The sequence below is a fragment of the Inquilinus sp. OTU3971 genome, assembly GCF_038440215.1.
Genome location: NZ_JASATH010000006.1, coordinates 1 through 20,126 on the forward strand (window position 1 = coordinate 1; position 20,126 = coordinate 20,126).

At 70.4% G+C, this 20,126-nt stretch carries 18 protein-coding genes; 11 read left to right on the forward strand and 7 right to left on the reverse strand.

Annotated elements, in window-relative coordinates; all coding sequences use genetic code 11:
- Positions 1-173 precede the first annotated feature (173 nt).
- Positions 174-1,184: an aldo/keto reductase gene (locus AAHM41_RS02610; RefSeq protein WP_342234945.1), complete on the reverse strand. Its 1,011-nt coding sequence runs from the start codon at positions 1,182-1,184 to the stop codon at positions 174-176.
- A gap of 176 nt (positions 1,185-1,360) precedes the next feature.
- On the opposite strand from AAHM41_RS02610, the gene AAHM41_RS02615 reads away from it, so the two are divergent.
- The 3 genes from AAHM41_RS02615 (at position 1,361) to AAHM41_RS02625 (ending at position 7,096) form a co-directional block, all read left to right on the forward strand.
- Positions 1,361-3,418, forward strand: a complete 2,058-nt coding sequence (locus AAHM41_RS02615; protein WP_342234946.1) for an FUSC family protein — start codon at positions 1,361-1,363, stop codon at positions 3,416-3,418.
- Between the two features lie 49 nt (positions 3,419-3,467).
- The gene (locus tag AAHM41_RS02620) at positions 3,468-6,251 is read left to right on the forward strand and encodes an ATP-binding protein (RefSeq protein WP_342234947.1); all 2,784 of its coding nucleotides are present in this window, start codon (positions 3,468-3,470) and stop codon (positions 6,249-6,251) included.
- A 383-nt stretch (positions 6,252-6,634) separates the two neighbouring features.
- Positions 6,635-7,096, forward strand: coding sequence for a hypothetical protein (locus AAHM41_RS02625; protein WP_342234948.1), 462 nt, complete (start codon positions 6,635-6,637; stop codon positions 7,094-7,096).
- Here the strand turns inward: AAHM41_RS02625 and AAHM41_RS02630 are convergent.
- From AAHM41_RS02630 to AAHM41_RS02645, 4 genes are all read right to left on the reverse strand, one after another.
- A complete protein-coding gene (locus AAHM41_RS02630; protein WP_342234949.1) occupies positions 6,979-7,848 on the reverse strand; it encodes a DUF1932 domain-containing protein in 870 nt (289 codons plus the stop codon). The two genes, AAHM41_RS02625 and AAHM41_RS02630, sit on opposite strands and share 118 nt — an antisense overlap.
- 51 nt (positions 7,849-7,899) lie before the next feature.
- The gene (locus AAHM41_RS02635; RefSeq protein ID WP_342234950.1) at positions 7,900-8,829 is read right to left on the reverse strand and encodes a complex I NDUFA9 subunit family protein; all 930 of its coding nucleotides are present in this window, start codon (positions 8,827-8,829) and stop codon (positions 7,900-7,902) included.
- A 21-nt stretch (positions 8,830-8,850) separates the two neighbouring features.
- Positions 8,851-9,354 (reverse strand): hypothetical protein, encoded by a 504-nt coding sequence (locus tag AAHM41_RS02640; protein WP_342234951.1) that lies wholly within the window; start codon positions 9,352-9,354, stop codon positions 8,851-8,853.
- A gap of 66 nt (positions 9,355-9,420) precedes the next feature.
- Positions 9,421-10,926, reverse strand: coding sequence for a serine hydrolase domain-containing protein (locus tag AAHM41_RS02645; RefSeq protein WP_342234952.1), 1,506 nt, complete (start codon positions 10,924-10,926; stop codon positions 9,421-9,423).
- A gap of 149 nt (positions 10,927-11,075) precedes the next feature.
- Here AAHM41_RS02645 and AAHM41_RS02650 point away from each other — a divergent pair, with 149 nt between their 5' ends.
- Positions 11,076-12,386 carry an MFS transporter gene (locus AAHM41_RS02650; RefSeq protein WP_342234953.1) on the forward strand — a complete coding sequence of 437 codons (1,311 nt, stop codon included), beginning with the start codon at positions 11,076-11,078 and terminating at the stop codon, positions 12,384-12,386.
- Here the strand turns inward: AAHM41_RS02650 and AAHM41_RS02655 are convergent.
- Entirely contained in the window at positions 12,383-12,676 is a 294-nt protein-coding gene (locus tag AAHM41_RS02655) for a GYD domain-containing protein (protein WP_342234954.1), read from the reverse strand. The genes AAHM41_RS02650 and AAHM41_RS02655 overlap by 4 nt on opposite strands.
- A gap of 188 nt (positions 12,677-12,864) precedes the next feature.
- Here AAHM41_RS02655 and AAHM41_RS02660 point away from each other — a divergent pair, with 188 nt between their 5' ends.
- Positions 12,865-13,350, forward strand: coding sequence for a Pycsar system effector family protein (locus AAHM41_RS02660; protein WP_342234955.1), 486 nt, complete (start codon positions 12,865-12,867; stop codon positions 13,348-13,350).
- Here the strand turns inward: AAHM41_RS02660 and AAHM41_RS02665 are convergent.
- Positions 13,347-13,589, reverse strand: coding sequence for a hypothetical protein (locus AAHM41_RS02665; protein ID WP_342234956.1), 243 nt, complete (start codon positions 13,587-13,589; stop codon positions 13,347-13,349). The two genes, AAHM41_RS02660 and AAHM41_RS02665, sit on opposite strands and share 4 nt — an antisense overlap.
- A gap of 225 nt (positions 13,590-13,814) precedes the next feature.
- Between AAHM41_RS02665 and AAHM41_RS02670 the strand changes: the two genes are divergently transcribed.
- Genes AAHM41_RS02670 through AAHM41_RS02695 form a run of 6 tightly spaced genes read left to right on the forward strand, consistent with a single transcriptional unit; the run spans position 13,815 to position 19,953 of the window.
- Positions 13,815-14,987, forward strand: coding sequence for a transporter substrate-binding domain-containing protein (locus tag AAHM41_RS02670; protein WP_342234957.1), 1,173 nt, complete (start codon positions 13,815-13,817; stop codon positions 14,985-14,987).
- 2 nt (positions 14,988-14,989) lie between these two features.
- Positions 14,990-15,589, forward strand: coding sequence for an ANTAR domain-containing response regulator (locus AAHM41_RS02675; protein ID WP_342234958.1), 600 nt, complete (start codon positions 14,990-14,992; stop codon positions 15,587-15,589).
- A 3-nt stretch (positions 15,590-15,592) separates the two neighbouring features.
- Entirely contained in the window at positions 15,593-16,441 is an 849-nt protein-coding gene (locus tag AAHM41_RS02680; RefSeq protein ID WP_342234959.1) for an ABC transporter permease, read from the forward strand.
- Positions 16,441-17,361 (forward strand): ABC transporter permease, encoded by a 921-nt coding sequence (locus AAHM41_RS02685; RefSeq protein WP_342234960.1) that lies wholly within the window; start codon positions 16,441-16,443, stop codon positions 17,359-17,361. The genes AAHM41_RS02680 and AAHM41_RS02685 overlap by 1 nt, the downstream gene beginning before the upstream one ends.
- 35 nt (positions 17,362-17,396) lie before the next feature.
- Entirely contained in the window at positions 17,397-19,019 is a 1,623-nt protein-coding gene (locus tag AAHM41_RS02690) for an ABC transporter substrate-binding protein (protein WP_342234961.1), read from the forward strand.
- On the forward strand, positions 19,009-19,953 hold the full coding sequence (locus tag AAHM41_RS02695) for an acetamidase/formamidase family protein (protein WP_342234962.1): 945 nt from the start codon (positions 19,009-19,011) through the stop codon (positions 19,951-19,953). The genes AAHM41_RS02690 and AAHM41_RS02695 overlap by 11 nt, the downstream gene beginning before the upstream one ends.
- Positions 19,954-20,126 lie beyond the last annotated feature (173 nt).

Genomic DNA, 20,126 nt, shown 5'->3' on the forward strand with positions numbered 1-20,126 from the left:
GCAGGGCACCGAACTCGCCGTCCATGCCGGTTTGCGACAGTCTGGGCCGGCTCGATCCGAGAGCCCCCCCTCCCGCGAGGGGAGGGGGGACTCATAAGAGACGATGTGTGAATGTCGTAGCCTGGGGGTCTGGGATTTGCAGGTCGGATCTACACGATCGCCGAGCCTCTCCCCTACCCCACCCGCGGCACCCGGCCTTCGATCGGATAGGCCGGGTCGTTGTAGCCCGGGCTCGACGGGTGGCCGGTCACGACCAGACGGTTCACCAGCGCCTCGTCCTCCGCGGTGAAGGCGTAGTCCAGCGCCCCGAGGTAGTCGGCCCACTGCTCCTCGGTCCGCGGGCCGGCGATCGGGGCGGTGACGATGCGGTTGTTCAGCAGCCACGCCACCGCGAACTGGCCCGGGGTGATGCCGCGGCCGCGCGCATGCTCCGCCAGCTCGGCCGCGATCGCCAGGCTCTCCGGCCGCCATTCCGTCTCCAGGATGCGCTTGTCCGCGCGGCCGGCGCGGGTGTCTTCGCCCGGCGTCGCCCCTGGCGCGTATTTGCCGGTCAGCACGCCGCGGGCCAGCGGGCTGTACGGCACCACGCCGAGCCCGAAATGGGCGCAGGCCGGCAGGTGCTCCGCCTCGGGCATCCGGTTCAGCAGGTTGTAGTAGGGCTGGCTGACCACCGGCCGCTCGATCCCGGCCTGGTCGCACAGCCGGCAGATCTCCGCCACCCGCCAGGACCGGTAGTTCGACACGCCGAAATACCGGATCTTGCCCTGGCGGATCAGGTCGGCCAGCGCCGACACCGTCTCGGCCAGCGGCGTGGTCGCGTCCTCCTTGTGCAGATAGAGGATGTCGACCGTGTCGGTGCCCAGGCGGCGTAGGCTGGCCTCCACCGCGTCGAAGGCGCGGCGGCGCGACAGGCCGCGGTCGTTCGGGCCGTCGCCGGTCGGGTTGGCCAGCTTGGTCGCCAGCACCCACCAGGAGCGGTGGGTGGCGATGGCGCGGCCGACGATCTCCTCCGACCTCCCGCCGGTGTAGACGTCGGCGGTGTCGATGAAGTTGATCCCCGCCTCCCGCGCTTGGTCGACAATGCGGGTCGCGGCCGGCTCGTCGGTCGGGCCGCCGAACATCATGGTACCGAGGCAGAGCGGCGACACCTTCAACCCGCTGCGCCCGAGGTTGCGGTAGTCCATCGGCCTTCTCCTTCCACCTGCGCGAGACCGCGATCATGGCCCGAAACGGCACCCTCGCGCTGCCCGTCGATCGCAACGCAGCCGTGTCTCGTCGCCGCAGCCGATCGGCCGCCGGTCAGGCTATCCTGACTCGACAAGATCGGGGAGGAGCGCGGAACCGGCGGCATGCCGCCAGCATGGAGACGACAGCGCTGAGCACCTCCCTGATCCGCGCCGCCATCGCCGTCTCGCCGCGCAGCCTCAGCCTCGGCGAAGGCCTGCGCGCCGCCGCCTCCTGCGCCGTCGTGGTCGCAGTCGGCAGCCTGCTGCAGGCGCCGATCCTGGCCTGGGCCGCGATCGCGGCGTTCTGGACCTGCCTGGCTGATCCCGGCGGGCCGAACCGCGACCGGGTGCGGGCGCTGGCCGGCTTCGCCCTCCTGTCCGGCGCCTTCGCGATCGCCGGCGCCGCGGCCTCCGCCCAGGGCTGGCCCTGGGCCACGGCGGCCGTGTTCCTGTGCGCCCTGATCGGCAGCCTGGTCCGGGTCTACGGCGCCGCCGCGCGGCAGATCGGCATGCTGGCGGTGGTGGCCTGCGTCGTCGCGGTCGACCACCACACGCCGACGCCGGCGGCACTGGGCGAGTTCGCCGCTGCCTATCTCGGCGGCTGCGCCTGGGCAATGCTGCTGGCCCTGTCGATCTGGCGCATCCACCCGTTCCGGCCGGCCCGGGAGGGCGTCGCCACAGTCTATCGCAGCCTCGCCGCCATGACCGCCGGTCTCGCGCGCCTCGATGCGGGCGCCGCCCCGCGCGGCTGGGTGCTGCACGCGCAGCGCTATCGCCACGCCGTGCGCAGCGCCATCGAGACCGGCCGGGCGACGCTGGACCGTACCTTGCGCGGCCGCGGCCTGGCCGCCCCGCTGGAGCGGCTGCTGCTGGCGCTGGACCGGGCGGAGCGGGTGTTCGCCCGGCTGATCGCGGTGAGCGACCTGCGCCAGCATGCGCCCGGCTCCGGGCCGCAGGAGCGGCTGGCGCTGCGCCGGCTGGCCATGGTGCTGTACCGCCAGGCCCATGCCCTCGCGGCCGGGCGCGAGGAGGAGGCGCCGTGGCGGAGGTCGCTGGACCGGCTGGACAGGCTGGTCGGGACCTTGGGCGACGGTCCGGTCGCGGCCGGGCTGCGCGCGATCGTCGACCAGTTGCACTCGACCGGCGAGACGCCGGAGATCCGGCCCGCCGCCCGTCGGTCCTGGCTGGCGCCGTTGCGGGCGCAGGTGAGCTGGCGGTCCGAGACCCTGCGCCACGCCCTGCGCTGCGCCGTCGCCACCGCCGGGGCGGTGATGCTCAGCCACATCCTCGGCCTGCCCTATGCCTACTGGATGGCGATGGCGGTGGTGCTGGTGCTGCAGCCCTCGGTGGCGACGACCTGGCCGCGGGCGCTGGAGCGGGCGGTCGGCAGCGTGCTCGGCGGTGCGCTGGCCGCCCTGCTCGGCCTCGTGCTGCACACGCCCCTCGCCCTGACCGCCGCGGTGTTCCCACTGGCGATCGCGACCATGGCGGTGCGCTCGGTCAATTACGGCCTGTTCGTCTTCTTCCTGACGCCGCTCTTCGTGCTGGTGATCGAGCTGTCGCAGCCGGGAACCAGCGAGCCCGCCCTGGCCTGGATGCGGGCGCTCTACAACGTGCTGGGCAGCGCCATCGGCGTGCTCGGCGGACTGCTGCTGTGGCCGAGCCGCGAGGGGCGCCAGCTGCGGCCGGCCCTGGCCGCGGCGATCCAGGCCAATGGCCGCTACGCCGCCCTGGCCTTCGCGCCGGACCGGGACGAGGCGGCGATCGAATCCGCCCGCCGCGCCGCCGGCCTCGCCAGCGGCAACGCCGAGGCCGTGCATGGCCGGACCCTGCTGGAGGCGTGGTGGCAGCGCGACGCGCTGGACGCGGCGCTGAGCATCGTCATCCTGGCGAGGCAGCTGGCCGGCGCCGCCGCTGCCGCCTGGCTGCACCGGCCGGAGGCGCGGGCCGGGGACACCGAGTTCGGGCGGTGGATCGGCGCCGAGACCGCGGCCCTGGGCGAGGCCCTGCGCCGGGGCGCCGCCCTGCCCGCCGCCGCTCCGCCGCCGGACGGGGCGCGCGAGGATCCCGAGCGGTCGCGCCTGCTGCAGGAGGTCCTGCTGCTGCGCGCAGCGGCCGGGCATCTGGTGCCGGTCCAGCCGGGCGCGCCTTTGCATAGCGGCGCGCGGCTCGGACAGGACAGCGATCGCTGACGCCTGGAGCAATCACAAGAGGACAGCACGGCATCGTCGGAAGCGAACAATGACCGTCGTGACCATTATTGCCATGATGCTGTCTTCAACTCGCGCGTGCCAAAGATATCCTCGGCGCGGTATGCTCGCCGGTGCTTGGAGACGGTCGCGCCCAATGCTGCTCGAGCGAGAGGGTCCACTTGAAGCGTTGCTGGCGGCCGCCCGAAGTGCTGCGGCAGGGGTCGGCCGCACCGTGCTGCTCGAGGGCGAAGCAGGCATAGGGAAAACATCCCTCCTGCAAGAATTCGCGGTCCGTGCGGGCGAAGGCTGCCGGGTGCTATGGGGCTGGTGCGAGGCGCTTTTCACTCCGCGCCCGCTCGGCCCATTGCAGGATATGGCGCGGTCACTTGACCCGCGCGTGGCGGTGCTGCTCGATGAGGCGGCAACTCCCGAGCGGCTGTTTCCTGCGCTGCTGAATGCCCTTCAGGACGCGGAAGGCACGACGGTGCTCGTCTTTGAGGACGTGCATTGGGCCGATAACGCGACGCTTGATCTCGTAAAGTACCTTGGCCGCCGTGTTTCGGTACTTCGCACGATGATGGTGCTCAGCACGCGCAGCGAGGAAGTCGGCGCTGATCACCCCTTGACGCATGTGCGCGGCGATCTGCAGCCGGCATCAGTAACCCGCATCAGGCTTGAACCGCTTTCTCCCGGAGCAGTGGCCGTAATGGCAGAGCAGGCGGGCCGCTCCGGTGCGGATCTCCACCGAATCACGGAGGGCAACCCGTTCTTCGTCTCTGAGCTGCTGTCGAGCAAGGAGATCGAGTCAGGGCAAATTCCGGATTCCGTGCGCGACGCGGTGTGGTCCCGGCTGTCACGCCTGACAGCCGGCGAACGCGAGGTGCTGGAAGTGATGAGCATCGTTCCGGGAAGCGCCGAACCGGGCTTGATCCGGGCGCTTCTCGGAGTCGACGCCGAAATCCTGGTGGACCAGTGTGTAGCCCGCGGATTGCTGCGGCGAGACAGTCAAGGTGCCGTTACGTTCCGCCACGAACTCGCAAGGCAGGCGACACTTGATCGGTTGTCGCCGAGCCTTCAGCGGTCACTTCATGCGAAGGTGGAAGCGGCTATATCACGGCTCCTGACGGCCCAGGCGAGCGCCCTGCTCTCTCGCCGGATGCACCACGCCGCTGGAGCCGGCGACGGCGCGCGCGTTCTCGAGCTCGCGCCGCAAGCCGCCGCGCAGGCCTCGCGCATGGGCGCCCATCGAGAAGCAGCCTCGCACTTGGCCACGGCACTCACCTATGTTGCGCAAGCGCCACCGGCGCTGGCGGCCCAGCTTTACGAAGACTGGGCCTACGAGGCCGGACTGGTGCTGCTCGTGTATGACGAGATCATCGAGGCACGGCACCGCGCCATCGCGATCTGGCGGGACCTCGGACGGATCGACAAGGTCGCCCTCAATCTGCGCTGGCTGTCGCGGCTCCATTGGCGCCGCGGCGAAGGCGAGCAGGCGGAGCATTTCGCCAACGAGGCGGTCCGTGAGGCGGAAGGCATGCCGCCGGGGCCGGAACTGGCCATGGCCTACAGCACGCGCTCGCAGCTTCACATGCTGCACTATCGATTTGACGATGCCATTGACTGGGGTCTGCGCGCGATCACGCTTGCCGATCAGCTGGGCGAGATCGAAACGCGTGTCCACGCCCTGAACAATGTCGGCACCGCGCTTCTCTTCGCCGACCGCCCCGGCGGCCGCGAGCGGCTGGAAGAAGGCCTCTCGCTGGCGCTCGATCACGGGTTTCATGATCATGCAGCGCGAGCCTACACCAACTTCGCCGAATATGCGGTGGTGTCGAAGGACTTCGCCTTGGCCGAGCGGCTGCTCGCCGAAGGAATTGCATTTTGCAGCCGGCATGACCTCGATTCAGCGGCCCAGTATCTGCTCGGCCGGCAGGCGCAGCTTCGGATGGAGCAAGGCCGTTTTCGCGAAGCGGAGACCATAGCCCAGGGCGTCATGAATCTGGAACGCCTGCCGGTGGTGATGCATCTGCCGGCCCTGACCGTGCTTGGCAGGGTGCGCGTGCGGCTGGGCCAGGCCGGCGGCACCGCCCTGCTGCAGCAGGCACTCCAGGAAGGACTGCCGACCGGCGAGCCCCAGCGGATCATACCGGTCCGGCTGGCGCTGACCGAGGCCGCCTGGCTTGCCGAAGATCTCGACGCCGGCCGCGAGCAACTGGGGGCCCTCGCCGCGATGGGGCTCGACACCTTCAGTCCTTGGGACGTCGGCGAACTGGCGGTCTGGTGGCGACGATGCGGGATGCCGGAGGCGCTGCCGGTGCCCAAAATCCGGATCATCGAGGCACGGTCGGCTGAACTCCGCGGCGATCCGTCTGCAGCCGCGACGGAATGGACCCGCCTGGGCCTTCCCTACGAGGCGGCGATCGCCCTGATGCAGGTCCGGGGAGCCGATGCCGGGACCGCATTGGCAAGCGCAGTGACAATGTTCGAGGCGATCGAGGCGCGTTCCGCAGGCGCACTGGCCCGAAAGCTTGCCCAACGCCTGGGTGTCGCGGTCCAGTTGCCAAAGGCGCGTCGGGGGCCATACACGGCCGCCCGCCATCATCCGCTGGGCCTGACCCAGACCGAACAGCAGGTGCTCGCCTTGATTGCCCAGGGGAAGAGCAACAAGGAAATCGCGCGAAGCCTATCGCGATCACCACGCACGATCGAACACCAGGTTTCAGCCGTGCTCGGCAAATTCAATGCCGCCAACCGGATGGAAGTCCTCCTGCGCATACGTGGCGAGCCGTGGCTCTTGTCGGCCGCCAGGGCGCCTCTCTCCTTCGAAACTTAGGAATGCCGTAGTCAAACGCAGGAAGCCTTTCTGCCAAACCTGGGTGATGGCACCGAAGAGCACGGCCGCCGTGGCGCGTATGGTGAATCGGCCGCGATTGTGGACGGGAGGACTCTCCAGGAGTTCGACGAAGGCGCGTCGCTCCCAATTCCAACTGCGTTCGCGACGGCAGCAAGAAGGGTGCAGTCCCTGACCTCGATCGACCGCGTCCTTCTTCGTGCCGACGAGGCCGTAGGGGGTGACCCTGCTTACGAAGCGCAACCCGGCATGGGATACCGCAGCGGCCGCGCAACTTCCGTTCGTCCGATGCCGTCAGGCCGAGACAAGGCGCGCTGGGGGCAGGATCGGGCGTGTCTCGACCCCTTCAGTCCAGGAAATCGATCATGGCCATTGTCGATGGAACCGCGGGGAATGACCTGATCCATGTCGCCGGTGACGGGATGATCGCTCCGCCCGGCTACACCGATATTGCCCAAACGACAGCGTTCAACGACACGGTGAGGGGGCTCGGCGGCATCGACCTCATCATCGGCGGCGGCGGCCTCGACCTGCTCGACGGCGGCGACGGCAACGATGTCCTGGTCGGGGGCGTCGGCGCGGACACGCTGATCGGCGGCGCCGGTATCGACACCGTCCGTTACGACGGCCCCGAAGCGGTCTCAATCGATCTCGGGGCGACCTTCACCGGGAATGGTGGCGGAAACGAGCCAGGGCGACCGGCCCTGCTCTACGCCGCCGCGTCGGCCTTGCGGATCGCCAGGAAGGCATCCAGCGCGGCGATGTCCTGCTTCTCCCCGGCGACATCGGCGGCCAGGCGTTCATACAGCCCGGCCATGCCTTCATAGATCAGGCGCGCCGGGTCGTCGGGGCCGAGGAAATCGGCGATCTCGCGCATCTCGGCGACCCAGCGATAGGCCTTCGCGTACATGTCCGGCACCGACCGCTCGAACTTGGCCAGGAGCTGCGGCTGGCTGTCCGCCAGCTCGGCATGCAGCGCCGGGCCGGCGCCGGCCCGCTCGGCTGCCAGGATCATGGCGGCGGCCAGCCCGGTCAGGCCCTTGTTGATGCCGGCATAGCTCATCTTCAGCGCCGAGGCGGCGCCGACCGGCCCGTCGAGCACGCGGATGCGCAGGCCGAGATCGCCGAGCACGCCGAGCCGCACCGCATCCGCGCCGGCCAGATACAGCACCGGCCCGGACCCTCCGGGTCCGCCGGGCGCGGGCGGCCCGCCGATGATGCCGCCATCGGCAAAGCCGGCGCCGGTCGGCGCGACCGCGGCGGCGATCGCCTGCACGGTCTGGACGTTGACGGCGTTGCAGTCGACATAGACCGGCTTGCGCGGCGCGGCGCGCAGGGCCGGCGCCAGCCGCTCGGCCAGGGCCGCCGCCTCGCCGGGCGGCACGATCGACAGGATGACGTCGGCGGCGGCGATCGCCGCCTCGTCGGCCGCCCGCATGCCGGCTGCTTCGGCCCGGGCCACGGTCGCGGCGCTGCGCCCGTCGAGCAGGGTCGGCACGGTCGCGCCGTGCTCCGTCAGGCGCCGGGCGATGCCGCTGCCCATCGCCCCGGGGGCGATGACGGCGATGGTCTGTTTCATCGGATCTCCTCCACTCTGCCGGCAGCCGCCCCTTCCAGGCCGGCCGGAGGATCATGGCGCGATCCGAGGGGGCCGTGAACCCTCAGCCGAGCGAACGATCAGCGGCAGGACCTGCCCCGCGGACAGCGGCGTCATCTCCAGGGTCGAGAACCCCGGCATGCCCGGGTCGGCGATAGTGTCGTGCTCCATCAGCTCGACCTGGTTCCGCGCTATCGGCGGCTGTGGCAGCTGCTCCGCGACCAGGGCCAGCACCTGCCAGGCCGGGAAGGGCACCGGCAGCAGCAGCGGCCGTCGGCCGACATGTCGAGCGACGAGTTGGACCAGCTCGCGATAGCTATAGACGGCACCGCCGCCGAGCTCGTAGGCGACGCCGCCCGGCCCCGCCATCGCCCGGACGATTGCCGCCGCGACATCTTCGACATAGGCCGGCTGCAACCGGGTCCGGCCGCTGCCGAACAGCGGGAAGACCGGCGCCCGGCGCAACATCCGGGCCAGCGGCACCAGGAAAGCGTCGTCCGGCCCGATCATGGCGGCGGGCCGGATCATGATCGCCTTGGGAAAGGCCGCGCGCACCGCCTGTTCGCCCTCGCCGCGGCTGCGGATATAGGGAGAGCGCGAGGCAGGATCCGCGCCGATGCCGGAGAGATGGACCAGGGTGGCCACGCCGGCTCGCTGCGCCTGCCGCGCGACTCGGGCGGCGGCGTCGACATGGATGGCTCGGAAGGTCGCCGTGCCGCGCTCGACATAGAGGCTGACGGCGTTGACCACGGCCCCGGCGCCGGCGACGGCCGCGGCCACCGAGTGGTCGTCGGCCACATTCGCCTGGACTGGCTCGACCGTGCCGTCATCGGCTCGCGGCGAGGCGCGGCAGGGATGCCGCGACGCGGCCCGGACGGGGAAGCCCTGATCCGCCAGATGCCGCACCACACGCCGGCCGAGGAAGCCGGTGCCGCCGAACACCGTGACCGGCCGCCGCGCCATGGGATGCTCGGCCGCCAATGTTTACCGCGGGGCGCCGCCGACATAGGAGCGGACCCGCGGCCGGCTGCGCTTCGGGTCGCGGCGCCAGACCGAAGCGTCCTCGTTGGCCGCGGTCAGCGGCACCACCGGGCCGGCCCAGCCGCCGGCGCGCCAGCGGTCCTCACGCGTATCCATGTCGACCGTGCCCTCGTCGTCCAGGATGTCGAGCGCGCGGTCGTGCTCCGCATCCGTGACCTGGACCGAGACCATGCAGGAGCCGCGGCGGAGGTGCTCGCCATAGGTGAAGCGCTCGTCGTCCGGGAAGAACAGACCGCGAAGGGACTCCAGGATCCCCATCCGCTGCTGCGGCGTGGGCACCTCCTCGTTCCAGACGTCGGGATCATCCTTCGGATCGATTTCGTTGCCGGGCACCAGGCGGATCCGGTCCTTCGGGATGCGCGCGGCGATCAGCCGTTCGACCGCATCCTCCGCATCCTTCCGAGAGTCAAACAGCGCGGTGACGTTCCATTGACGGGCCTGCTGCATCGCATCGTCTCCTCGGCAGCTTCTCCGCCCAGGAAACGGGGCGCGGCGCCCCGCCGTTCCGCGCGCCTACCCCCGCCGGAAGCGCGGCACCCGGCTGCGGTTGAGCACCAGCCGGGCGGTGTCGCCGTCGAAGGCCAGGCCGATCCGCTTCGGCCAGGGCTCGTCACGGCCCTCGGCCAGCAGCCGGCCGCCGCCCAGCGGCACCAGCGCCGCCGAGGACCGGATCGGTCCGGCGCCCATCTCCATCCGCTCGCCGGCGATGGTAAAGCCGGCATGGAACTCGGGGCATCGCCATTCGCCCTGCACCCGGTCGAGCACGCCATCCGGCGCGATCGGCCGGAAGCGGCGCGCGGCATGGCCGATCTCGCCCTCCACCGCCTCGCCCGTCCAGCGCAGCCGCATCGGCAGATGGGCGGACAGCGAGACCGACCAGCCGTCCTCGCCGCGATAGAGCGTCTCGCCGGTGCCGAGGAAGCTGGCGACGCCGTCCTTCAGCTCGAGCCAGTCCGGCCCCTGCTCCGCCACGTAGAGCCCGTCCGGGATCGCGGTGCCGCGCTGGGGCAGCTCCTCGCCGAGCAGCGCCGCCATCAGCGTCAGCGCCGTGCCGTGGGAGATGGTGTCCTCGCGGTTGGACACCACGGCGGTACCGACGCCCTGCTCCGGATCCAGCAGGAAATAGGTCTTGTAGCCGAGCAGCGAGCCGCCATGCCCGACCAGCCGGCGCGCCCCGAGCCGCGACCAGGCGAGGCCGAGCCCGTAGCCCGTCGGCCTTCCGTCGGCGAGATGGCGCGGCGCGCCGAGCCGGGCCAGCACGCCCTGCCCCGGCCCGCGATCGGCCAGCACCGCCTGCTGCCAGCGCACCAGGTCGTGCAGGCTGCCGGTCAGGCAGCCGGAGGCGGAGAGATGCTGACCCGAGGCGGCAAGCTGCCAGGCGCCGCTGCCGTCCTTCCAGTAGCCGGGGCCGAGGCCGCGGATCGGGTCGAACCAGGTCTCCGGCACGCGGAAGCCGATGCCGATCGGCCCGGCGATGCGGTCGCGCACCAGCCCGGCGAAGCCGAGGCCCCGGCGCAACAGCGCCGCGTCGACCAGCCGGTAGCCGGTGTTGGAGTAGGAGATCTCGTGCCCGGACGGGAAGTTCAGCCCGGTCAGGCGAAAGAGGAAGTCGAGGCTCTCCTCCCGCCCCACCGCCGCGCCCTGCGGCACGCCGAGCAGCGACAGGGTCTCGCGCAGGTCCGGCAGGCCGCCGGTCATGTCGAGGGCGCGGCCGACCGTGACCGCGGCCAGGTCGCCGCGCAGCCCCGGCAGCAGCCCGCCGAGCGGGTCGTCCAGGCCGATGCCGTCCTGGCACAACGCCAGGGCCGCGAAGACATGCTTGGTGACCGAGGCGTAGCGCACCACGGTGTCGCCGGAGAAGGCGTTGCCGCCGGCCAGGCTGTCGACGCCGCCACAGGCCTCGGCCCGGATCTCCCGCGCGTCGAACACGGCGACGCCGCCGCCGGGGTCGCCCGGGCCCCAGGCCGCGGCGATCCCGGCCGCCGCCTCCGCCGCCGCCGACCAGCGCAGCTCCCCCATCATCGCCTCCCGTCTTCCGGATTCGGCCGCCGCCGTCCGATCTCGTCCCGTTATAGGCAGGATCACCGGTTTTGGCTTCCTTGATAGGCGATCCGTTCCTACCCTCGCCAGCGAGTCGCAGGAGCTGCGTGCCGAAGGGGAGGACAGACGTGCCGGACGCCGATCGCGAGGCGCTGTACCGCAAGGTGAGCCTGCGCCTGATCCCCTTCATGATCCTGCTGTACCTGGTCAGCTTCCTCGACCGGGTGAATGTCGGCTTCGCCGCCCTGACCATGAACGCCGACCTCGGCATCTCGCCCTATGTCTTCGGCTGGGGCGCCGGGGTGTTCTTCTTCGGCTACTTCCTGTTCGAGGTGCCGAGCAACGTGATCCTGGAGAAGGTCGGCGCCCGGCTGTGGATCTGCCGGATCATGGTGACCTGGGGCCTGATCTCGGCTGCCATGGCCTTCGTCCAGGGGATCTGGGGCTACACCGTCCTGCGCTTCCTGCTCGGAGCCGCCGAGGCCGGGTTCCTGCCCGGCATGATCCTGTACCTCACCTACTGGTTCCCGGCGGCGCGGCGGGCCCGCTTCGTCGCCCTGTTCATGGCCGCGGTGCCGCTGGCCAGCGCCATCGGCGCGCCGGTCTCCGGCCTGATCCTCGACGCCACGCATCTGTGGTTCGGGCTGAAGGGCTGGCAGTGGCTGTTCATCATCGAGGGGCTGCCGGCCTGCCTGCTCGGCCTGCTGGTCCTCGCGTGGCTGCCGGATGGGCCGGCGAAGGCGCCCTGGCTCGACGACACCGAGCGCGCCGCCATCGCCGCGGACCTGGCCCGCGACCGTGCGGCCGCGACGCACCCGCCGCTGCACGAGCTGTGGCCGGCGCTGGCCGACCCGCGGGTGATCCTGCTGGGCGTGGTCTATTTCGGCATCGTCATCGGCCTCTACGGCATCGGCCTGTGGCTGCCGCAGATCGTCAAGGGCATGGGCTTCTCGACCGTCCAGACCGGCTGGATCATCGCCCTGCCCTATCTGGTCAGCGCCGGCGCCATGCTGGTCTGGGGCCGGCATAGCGACCGCACCGGCGAGCGCGTGCTGCATGTCGCCCTGCCGGCGCTGGTCAGCGCCATCGGCTTCGCCGCCAGCATCGCCGCCTCCTCCAATGTGGTGTCGCTGGTCTTCCTCGGCGTCGCCGCGGTCGGCATCTACGCCACGCTCGGGCCGTTCTGGACCCTGCCGCCGGTGTTCCTCGGCGGCACCGCCGCGGCCGGCGGCATCGCCCTGATCAACTCGATCGGCAATCTCGGCGGCTTCGTCGGGCCCTATGCGGTCGGCTGGATCAGGGAGTCGACCGGTAGCTTCACCGCCGGCATGGCCCTGCTGGCCGCGAGCCTGGCCGCCGCCGCCGCGATCGCCCTGCTGATGGCGCGGCACTTCCGCGCCGCGCCATCGACATCGGCTCGCGAGCGCTCGGCCGGCTAGCCGAGCGAGTTGATGATCTCGCGATAGGCCGCTTCCGGGAACGCCTTCAGCGTCTTGGTCCGGATGAAGCCCTGGCGGCCGCTCATCAGCGTGAAGCGGGCCGCGACGGCATCGTCCGGCGCCTCGTAGACGAGCACGAAGTCGTGCTCGCCCATGGTCATGTAGAAGGCCTTGAACTGGCCGCCCATCTCCTGGAGCAGAGACTTGGCCGCGTCGAGCCGCTTGGGCGAGTCGGCAACGGCACGAATCCCGGGCTCGGTCCAGTTGCCGAGCAAGACGTAGGTTGCCATGGTTGCACTCCCTGTCCGGCACCGGGAGGCGCTTGACGTGGAGCCTGGGCCCCGCGGGCCGGCATCGAATACTAGCACCGCCGGCCAGTGGCGCGCAGAGGGCTATAGGGTGTAGGCGGCTTGCCATTTTCCAGCCCAGCCTTTATTCCCAACCGGGTATTTCTATCGTGGAATTCGTCCAGACTCAGATGAATGCCTCCGAACACATCGACTATCTGAAGACCATCAACCAGACCTTCCACGAGCAGATCAAGATTGCCGACCAGAAGGCGGCCTACATCTTCACCTTCCTGATCGCGCTGGTGGCGTGGTCGCCGGAGATGCGGTCGGTCTTCACCTGGGCGAGGACCGTCCCCTTTCCCTCGGCGAAGTGGGGGCTGTGCCTGATGCTGGTGGTTGCTTTGGCGGCCGGGCTGGTCTGCGTGGCGCTGGTGCTGCTGCCGCGCAAGCGCAACGGCGGCGCCTGCCTGTACTGGGCGGCCTGGCCCCAGGCCGGGGAGCGGCTGGAGCACGCCTCCCGCCGCACGGAGCCGGGCTTCATCGCCACGGAATACACCGCCAACGCCCGCAACCTGGCGGCGATCTGCCAAGCCAAGTACCGCTATGTCGCCTGGGCGTTCCGGTGCCTGGCCATTGTCATCCTCTGCTACGTGCTGCTGCTGGCGACGGGCTAGAGATACTTGCCGTCCATGATCGCCAGCGTGTAGTCGCGATAGCTCATCCCGAGCTCCTCGGCCCGGGCCAGGCGGCGCAGCGCCACTTCGCGCGGCGGCGTCCTCCAGGCGGCGGCATGCGCCTTCCTCCAGCAGAACTGCCGCCAGGACGGCGCGGAATCCGGATGCTCCTCCTCCAGCGGCGGGCCGCCGTTGTGGCCGAGGCCGGCGAGAAGCTGCGATGGCGTCGAATCTCTCATATTCGAGAATTTATCTCTGAATCGGGATCGCGGACAATGGCTTCTCGCGCCTGCCTTCCGGGACGCAATGTTGCAGCGCGATTGACAGAAACGGGCCGAGCCTTATCCTGGAGCCAGCAACTCGACATTCTTCTTGCCCGACGGGCAGGAGCGGCAATGAAGCCCCATCCGCAGGCCGGCGACGGCAGGCGATGGGGTTTTGTGCGTTCAGGGGACAGGCGGCACGTGCGGGCGAATTACGCGATCGGTCTGCTCTATTCGACCACAGGGCCCTATGGCGCGATCGGGCGCGAGGCGCTGGACGGCGCCGTGATGGCGCTGGAGGAGGTCAATGCCGACGACGCCTTCGGCTTCACCCTCGCCCCCGTCGCTGCCAACCCCGAAGGCGTGATCGACCGCTACCACACGCTGTGCGAGGCGGCGATCCGCGAGGGCGGCTGCCGCCAGATCGTCGGCACCATCACCTCGCTGTCGCGCAAGGAGGTGCTGCCGACGATCGAGAAGCACGACGCGCTGCTGTGGTACATCTGCCCCTATGAAGGCTTCGAGAGCAGCGAGGCCGTGATCTACACCGGCGCCAGCCCGAACCAGCACATCGTGCCGCTGTTCCAGCATGTGCTGCCGCGCTGGGGCACCCGCGCCGCCCTGCTGGGCTCGAACTACATCTGGGGCTGGGAGGTCAACCGTGTGGCGCGCGAGCTGATCGGCGCCTGCGGCGGCGAGGTGCTGGCCGAGCGCTACCTGCCGATCGGCAGCGAGGATGTCGGCCGGCTGGTCCAGCAGGTGCGGGAGAAGCGGCCGGACTTCATCCTGAACAACCTGATCGGCCCGTCGAGCTACGCCTTCTTCCGGGCCTATCGGGCGCTGGCCGACAGTGACCCGGCCTTCGGGCCCGACCGCTGCCCGATCGTCAGCTGCAACCTGACCGAATGCGAGCTGGGGCTGATCGGCCCGGCCGGCATCGGCCATCTCAGCAGCGCGATCTACTTCGAGGGCGTCGACACCGCCGAGAACCGCGCCTTCCGCGACCGGGTGCGGCAGCGCTTCGGCGCCGGCCGGCGCAGCTCGGCCTTCCTCGCCGGCGGCTATGCCGCGGTGCGGATGCTGGCCGAGGCGATCCGCGAGGCCGGCAGCGACGCGCCGGAGGCGCTGCGGCCGGTGCTGCACGCCCGCCGCTTCGCCACGCCGCTGGGGCCGCTCGGCATCGACCCGCGCACCAACCACGCGGCGCTGACGCCCTGCCTGGGCCGGATCGGGGCCGATGGCGGCTTCGACATCCTCGACCGCGCCGCGGCACCGGTGGCACCGGACCCGTATCTGGTCGAGTTCGACGCCGCGGCCCTGGCCCGGCGGGTGCTCGGGCCCGGCGCCGCCCCGCGGCTGAAGCGGGTGAAGTGAGCATGCGCCGCGTCCCCACCCCGAACTTCCGCGGCCGCAGCGCCGTCGTGCTGCACCGGCCGCACGCCGCCGCCGCCGCGGTGCTGCGCCAGCTCGAGCGGCTGGGCATCGCCGCCCGGCCGGCTTGGCCTGCGCTGGCCGCGGCCGACCTTTCCGCCGATTTCGTGCTGTTCGACGCCGACACCGCCCATGACGGCCAGTTCCCCTGGCCGGCCGGGTCACCGCCGATGCCGCTGGTCGCCCTGATCGGGTCGGAGGCGCCGGGCCGGCTGGACTGGGTGCTGGCCCAGGGCGCTACCGCCCATCTGCTGAAGCCGGTCGCCTCCGGCGGCGTGTTCAGCGCCCTGGTGATCGCCGAGCACGGCTTCGCCGAGCGCCGCGACCGCGAGGCCCGGATCGCCGATCTGGAGACAAGGCTGCGCCTGCGGCCGGTGGTGGTGCGCGCCATCCTGACGCTGATGGCGCAGCGGGGCCTGAGCGAAGCGGACGCCTTCCGCGAGATCCGCAGCGCCGCGATGCAGCGCCGGCGCAGCATCGAGGAGCATTGCCTCGACCTCGCGGCCGGAATCCCGGACCCGGCCGCCGGCCGGCGCGGAGGCTGAGCCGTGGCGATCCTGAGCCAGCTCCTGCGCCGCAAGCTCGCTTTGTTCGGGCTCGTGGTCATCCTGGTGGTGGTGGCCGCGGCCCTGCTCGCGCCCTGGATCGTGCCCTTTTCACCCGACGAGCAGCTGTTCGACGGGCTGACGCTGGAGGGCGCCCCCCTGGCCCCGGACGGCCGCTTCTGGCTGGGCACCGACCTCCTGGGCCGGGACATGTTCTCGCGCCTGGTCTACGGCGCCCAGACCTCGCTGGTCATCGGCGTCGTCGCGAACGGCGCCGCAGTGCTGATCGGCACCTTCTTCGGCGTCGTCGCTGGCTTCGCCGGCGGCTGGCTGGGCGCGGTGATGATGCGCTTCACCGATCTGATGATGGCGTTCCCGGCGCTGCTGCTGGCGATCGTGCTGGCCGCGATCTTCACGCCGTCGCTGTGGATCGTCGCACTGGTCATCGCCATGGTGAACTGGGTGCAGATCGCCCGGATCATCTACACCGAGACCCGGTCGATCGCGGAGCGCGACTTCATCGAGGCGGAATGGGGCCTCGGCGCCTCCCGCGCCCGCATCCTGCTGCGCCACGTGCTGCCGCATCTGCTGTCCACCACCATCGTCTGGGGCACGCTCGGCATCGCCACCACGGTGCTGTTGGAGGCTACCCTGTCCTTCCTCGGCATCGGGGTGCAGCCGCCGACGCCGAGCTGGGGCAACATCATCTTCGAGAACCAGACCTACTTCTCGACCGCGCCGTGGCTGGTGTTCATCCCCGGCGCCGCCATCATCCTCCTGGCCCTGGCCTTCAACCTGGTCGGCGACGCGCTGCGCGACATCCTCGACCCGACGCAGAAGGGCCGGCATTGATGGGCGCCTATCTGCTCCGCCGCCTGGCCCAGGCCGTGCTGATCCTGCTGGGGGTCAGCCTGGTCACCTTCGTGCTCTTGTACCTGCTGCCGGCCGACCCGGCGCGGCAGATCGCCGGGCGCAGCGCGACGCCGGAGGTGGTGGCCGGCATCCGCGCCCAGCTCGGCCTCGACCGGCCGTTCCACGAGCAGTATCTGCGCTATCTCGGCGCCTTGCTGCAGGGCGATCTCGGCCGCTCCTACCTGCAGCGGACCGAGGTGGCGACGCTGATCATGAGCCGCCTGCCGGCCAGCCTGCTGCTGATGGTCGGCGCCATCATCTGCGAGCTGGCGCTGGGCCTGACCATGGGCGTGGCCGCGGCGCTGCGGCGGAACACCGGCACCGACCACGCGCTGATGCTGACCTCCTTCATCGGCGTCTCGGCGCCGCAATTCGTGGTCGGCATGCTGCTGCTCTACGTCTTCGCCTGGCAGCTCGCCTGGTTCCCGCTCGGCGGCTACGGCAGCTTCGCGCATCTTGTGTTGCCCTCGCTGACGCTCGGGCTGCTCGGCGCGGGGTGGTATTCGCGGATGATGCGGTCCGCGATGCTGGATGTGCTGCGCCAGGACTACATGCGCACCGCCCGGGCCAAGGGGCTGGGCGCCTGGCGCGTGGTGCTGGCGCATGCGCTGCCCAACGCGCTGCTGCCGATCATCGCCATGATCGGCATCGACATCGGCCTGTTCATGAGCGGCATCGTCGTCGTCGAATCCGTGTTCGGCTGGCCCGGCATCGGCCAGCTGACCTGGCAGGCGATCCAGCGCGTCGATATTCCGATCATCATGGGCGTGACGCTGGTCTCCGCCGTCGCCATCGTGCTGGGCAACCTGCTGGCCGACCTGATCGCCCCGTTCATCGACCCGAGGATCAAGCTGCGGTGACGGGCCCACAACAACGCCGAACCACAGGAGGTTTCATGCTGAAGTCCATGCTGCTCGCCGGCGCCGCCGCCCTCACCCTGACCCTGGCGGTCCCTGCCATGGCCCAGGACATCAAGCAGGGCGGCACCATGACGGTCACCTACAAGGACGACGTCACGACCCTGGACCCCGCCATCGGCTACGACTGGCAGAACTGGTCGATGATCAAGAGCCTGTTCGACGGGCTGATGGACTACAAGCCCGGCACCACCGATCTGGTGCCGGACCTGGCCGAGAGCTTCGAGGTCTCGGCCGACGGGATGACCTACACCTTCAAGCTGCGCCACGGGGTCAAGTTCCACAACGGCCGCGAGCTGAAGGCCGCCGACGTCAAATACTCGCTGGACCGCGTGGTGCAGCCGGAGACGCAGAGCCCCGGCGCCGGCTTCTTCGATTCGATCCAGGGCTTCGCCGACGTCTCCGGCGGCAAGGCCAAGGAGCTGAGCGGCGTCACCGCGCCGGACGACTACACGGTGGTCTTCCACCTGACCCGGCCGGACGCGCCCTTCCTGCACAAGATGGCGCTGAACTTCTCTCACGTCGTGCCCAAGGAGGAGGTCGAGAAACACGGCGCCGATTTCGGCAAGCATCCGGTCGGCACCGGCGCCTTCAGGATGACCGAATGGACGCTGGGCCAGCGCATCGTGTTCGAGCGCAACCCGGACTACTTCCACAAGGGCCTGCCGCATCTCGACAAGATCGTGTTCGAGGTCGGGCAGGAGCCGGTGGTGGCGCTGCTGCGGCTGCAGCGCGGCGAGGTCGACATCGCCGGCGACGGCATCCCGCCGGCCAAGTTCCTCGAGGTGACCCAGGACCCGGCCTACAAGGACCTGATCATCCAGGGCAGCCAGCTGCACACCGGCTACATCACCATGAACGTCAAGGCCAAGCCGTTCGACGATGTGCGGGTGCGGCAGGCCGTCAACATGGCGATCAACAAGAGCCGCATCATCCGCATCATCAACGGCCGCGCCATGCCGGCGACCCAGCCGTTGCCGCCGTCGATGCCGGGCTACGCCGCCGATTACAAGGGCTATGCCTATGACGTCGCCGGCGCCAAGAAGCTGATGGCCGATGCCGGCCAGGCCGATGGCTTCACCACCGATCTCTACGTCGCCAACACCGACCCGCAGCCGCGCATCGCCCAGGCGATCCAGCAGGATTTGGCCCAGATCGGCATCAAGGCCGAGATCAAGGCCCTGGCCCAGGCCAACGTCATCGCCGCCGGCGGTGACGAAAAGCAGTCGACCATGATCTGGTCGGGCGGCATGGCCTGGATCGCCGACTTCCCGGACCCGTCCAACTTCTACGGTCCGATCCTGGGCTGCGGCGGCGCGGTGCCCGGCGGCTGGAACTGGTCCTGGTACTGCAACGCGGATCTCGACAAGCGCGCGGCCGAGGCGGATTCGATCGCCGACCCGGCCAAGGCGGCGGAGCGCGAGGCCAAGTGGCGGGACATCTTCCTCGACATCATGAAGGACGCGCCCTGGGCCCCGGTGTTCAACGAGCAGCGCTACACCATCCGCTCCGAGCGGATGGGCGGCGACGGCGCCCTGTTCGTCGACCCGGTCCACATCCCGATCAACTACGACAACGTGTACGCCAAAGATGCCCAGTAAGCCGCACCACCACCACACCATCCACGGCGCGCACCACCATTTCGGCTGGAACCGCGACTTCCCGCCGGTGGCCACGGTGGCGCCGGGGACGACGCTGGAGTTCGACTGCCTGGACGCCGCGGGCGGGCAGCTCAGCGCCTCCAGCACGGTCGCCGACGTCGCCACGCTCGACTTCGGCAAGGTCAACCCGGTCACCGGGCCGATCCTGGTCGACGGGGCGGAGCCCGGCGACGCGCTGAAGATCACGCTCGACCACTATGCGCCGTCGGGCTTCGGCTGGACCGCCAACATCCCCGGTTTCGGCCTGCTGGCGGACCAGTTCAAGGATCCGGCGCTGCATCTCTGGCGCTATCAGGCCGACACGCCGGCCCTGTTCTCGACCCTGGCCAAGGTGCCGCTGAAGCCTTTCGCCGGGACCATCGGGGTGGCGCCGGCCGAGCCGGGGCTGCATTCGGTGGTGCCGCCGCGGCGGGTCGGCGGCAATCTCGACATCCGCGACCTGGCGGCCGGGGCGACGCTCTGGCTGCCGGTCGAGGTGGCGGGGGCGCTGTTCTCGATCGGCGACACCCATGCCGCCCAGGGCGACGGCGAGGTCTGCGGCACGGCCATCGAAAGCCCGATGAAGGTGACGCTGACGCTCGACCTGGTGAAGGGCGCCAACTCGCGGATGCCGCGCTTCGCCACGCCGGGACCGGTGACGCGCCACCTCGACGCCAAGGGCTACGAGGTGACGACCGGGATCGGCCCCGACCTGATGGAGGGGGCGCGCATCGCCGTCGCCGAGATGGTCGAGCTGCTGTGCCGCACCCGCGGCATGGCGGCGGTCGACGCCTACATGCTGTGCTCGGTCTGCGGCGACCTCAGGATCAGCGAGATCGTCGACCAGCCGAACTGGGTGGTGTCGTTCTACTTCCCGCGCATCGTCTTCGAATGATGCCGGAGTCCGCTCCCTCGCCGCGCAACCAACCGAGTCCCCCCTCCCCTCGCGCGAGGGGGTTAGGGGGAGGGGGTTGTCGGTCGAAGGGCACGGGAATTCCGTCGAGGGGCTCTCGAACATCCGCAAGCCTTATGCCGGTTCCTGCTGCGCGAGCCCCCTCCCCCTACCCC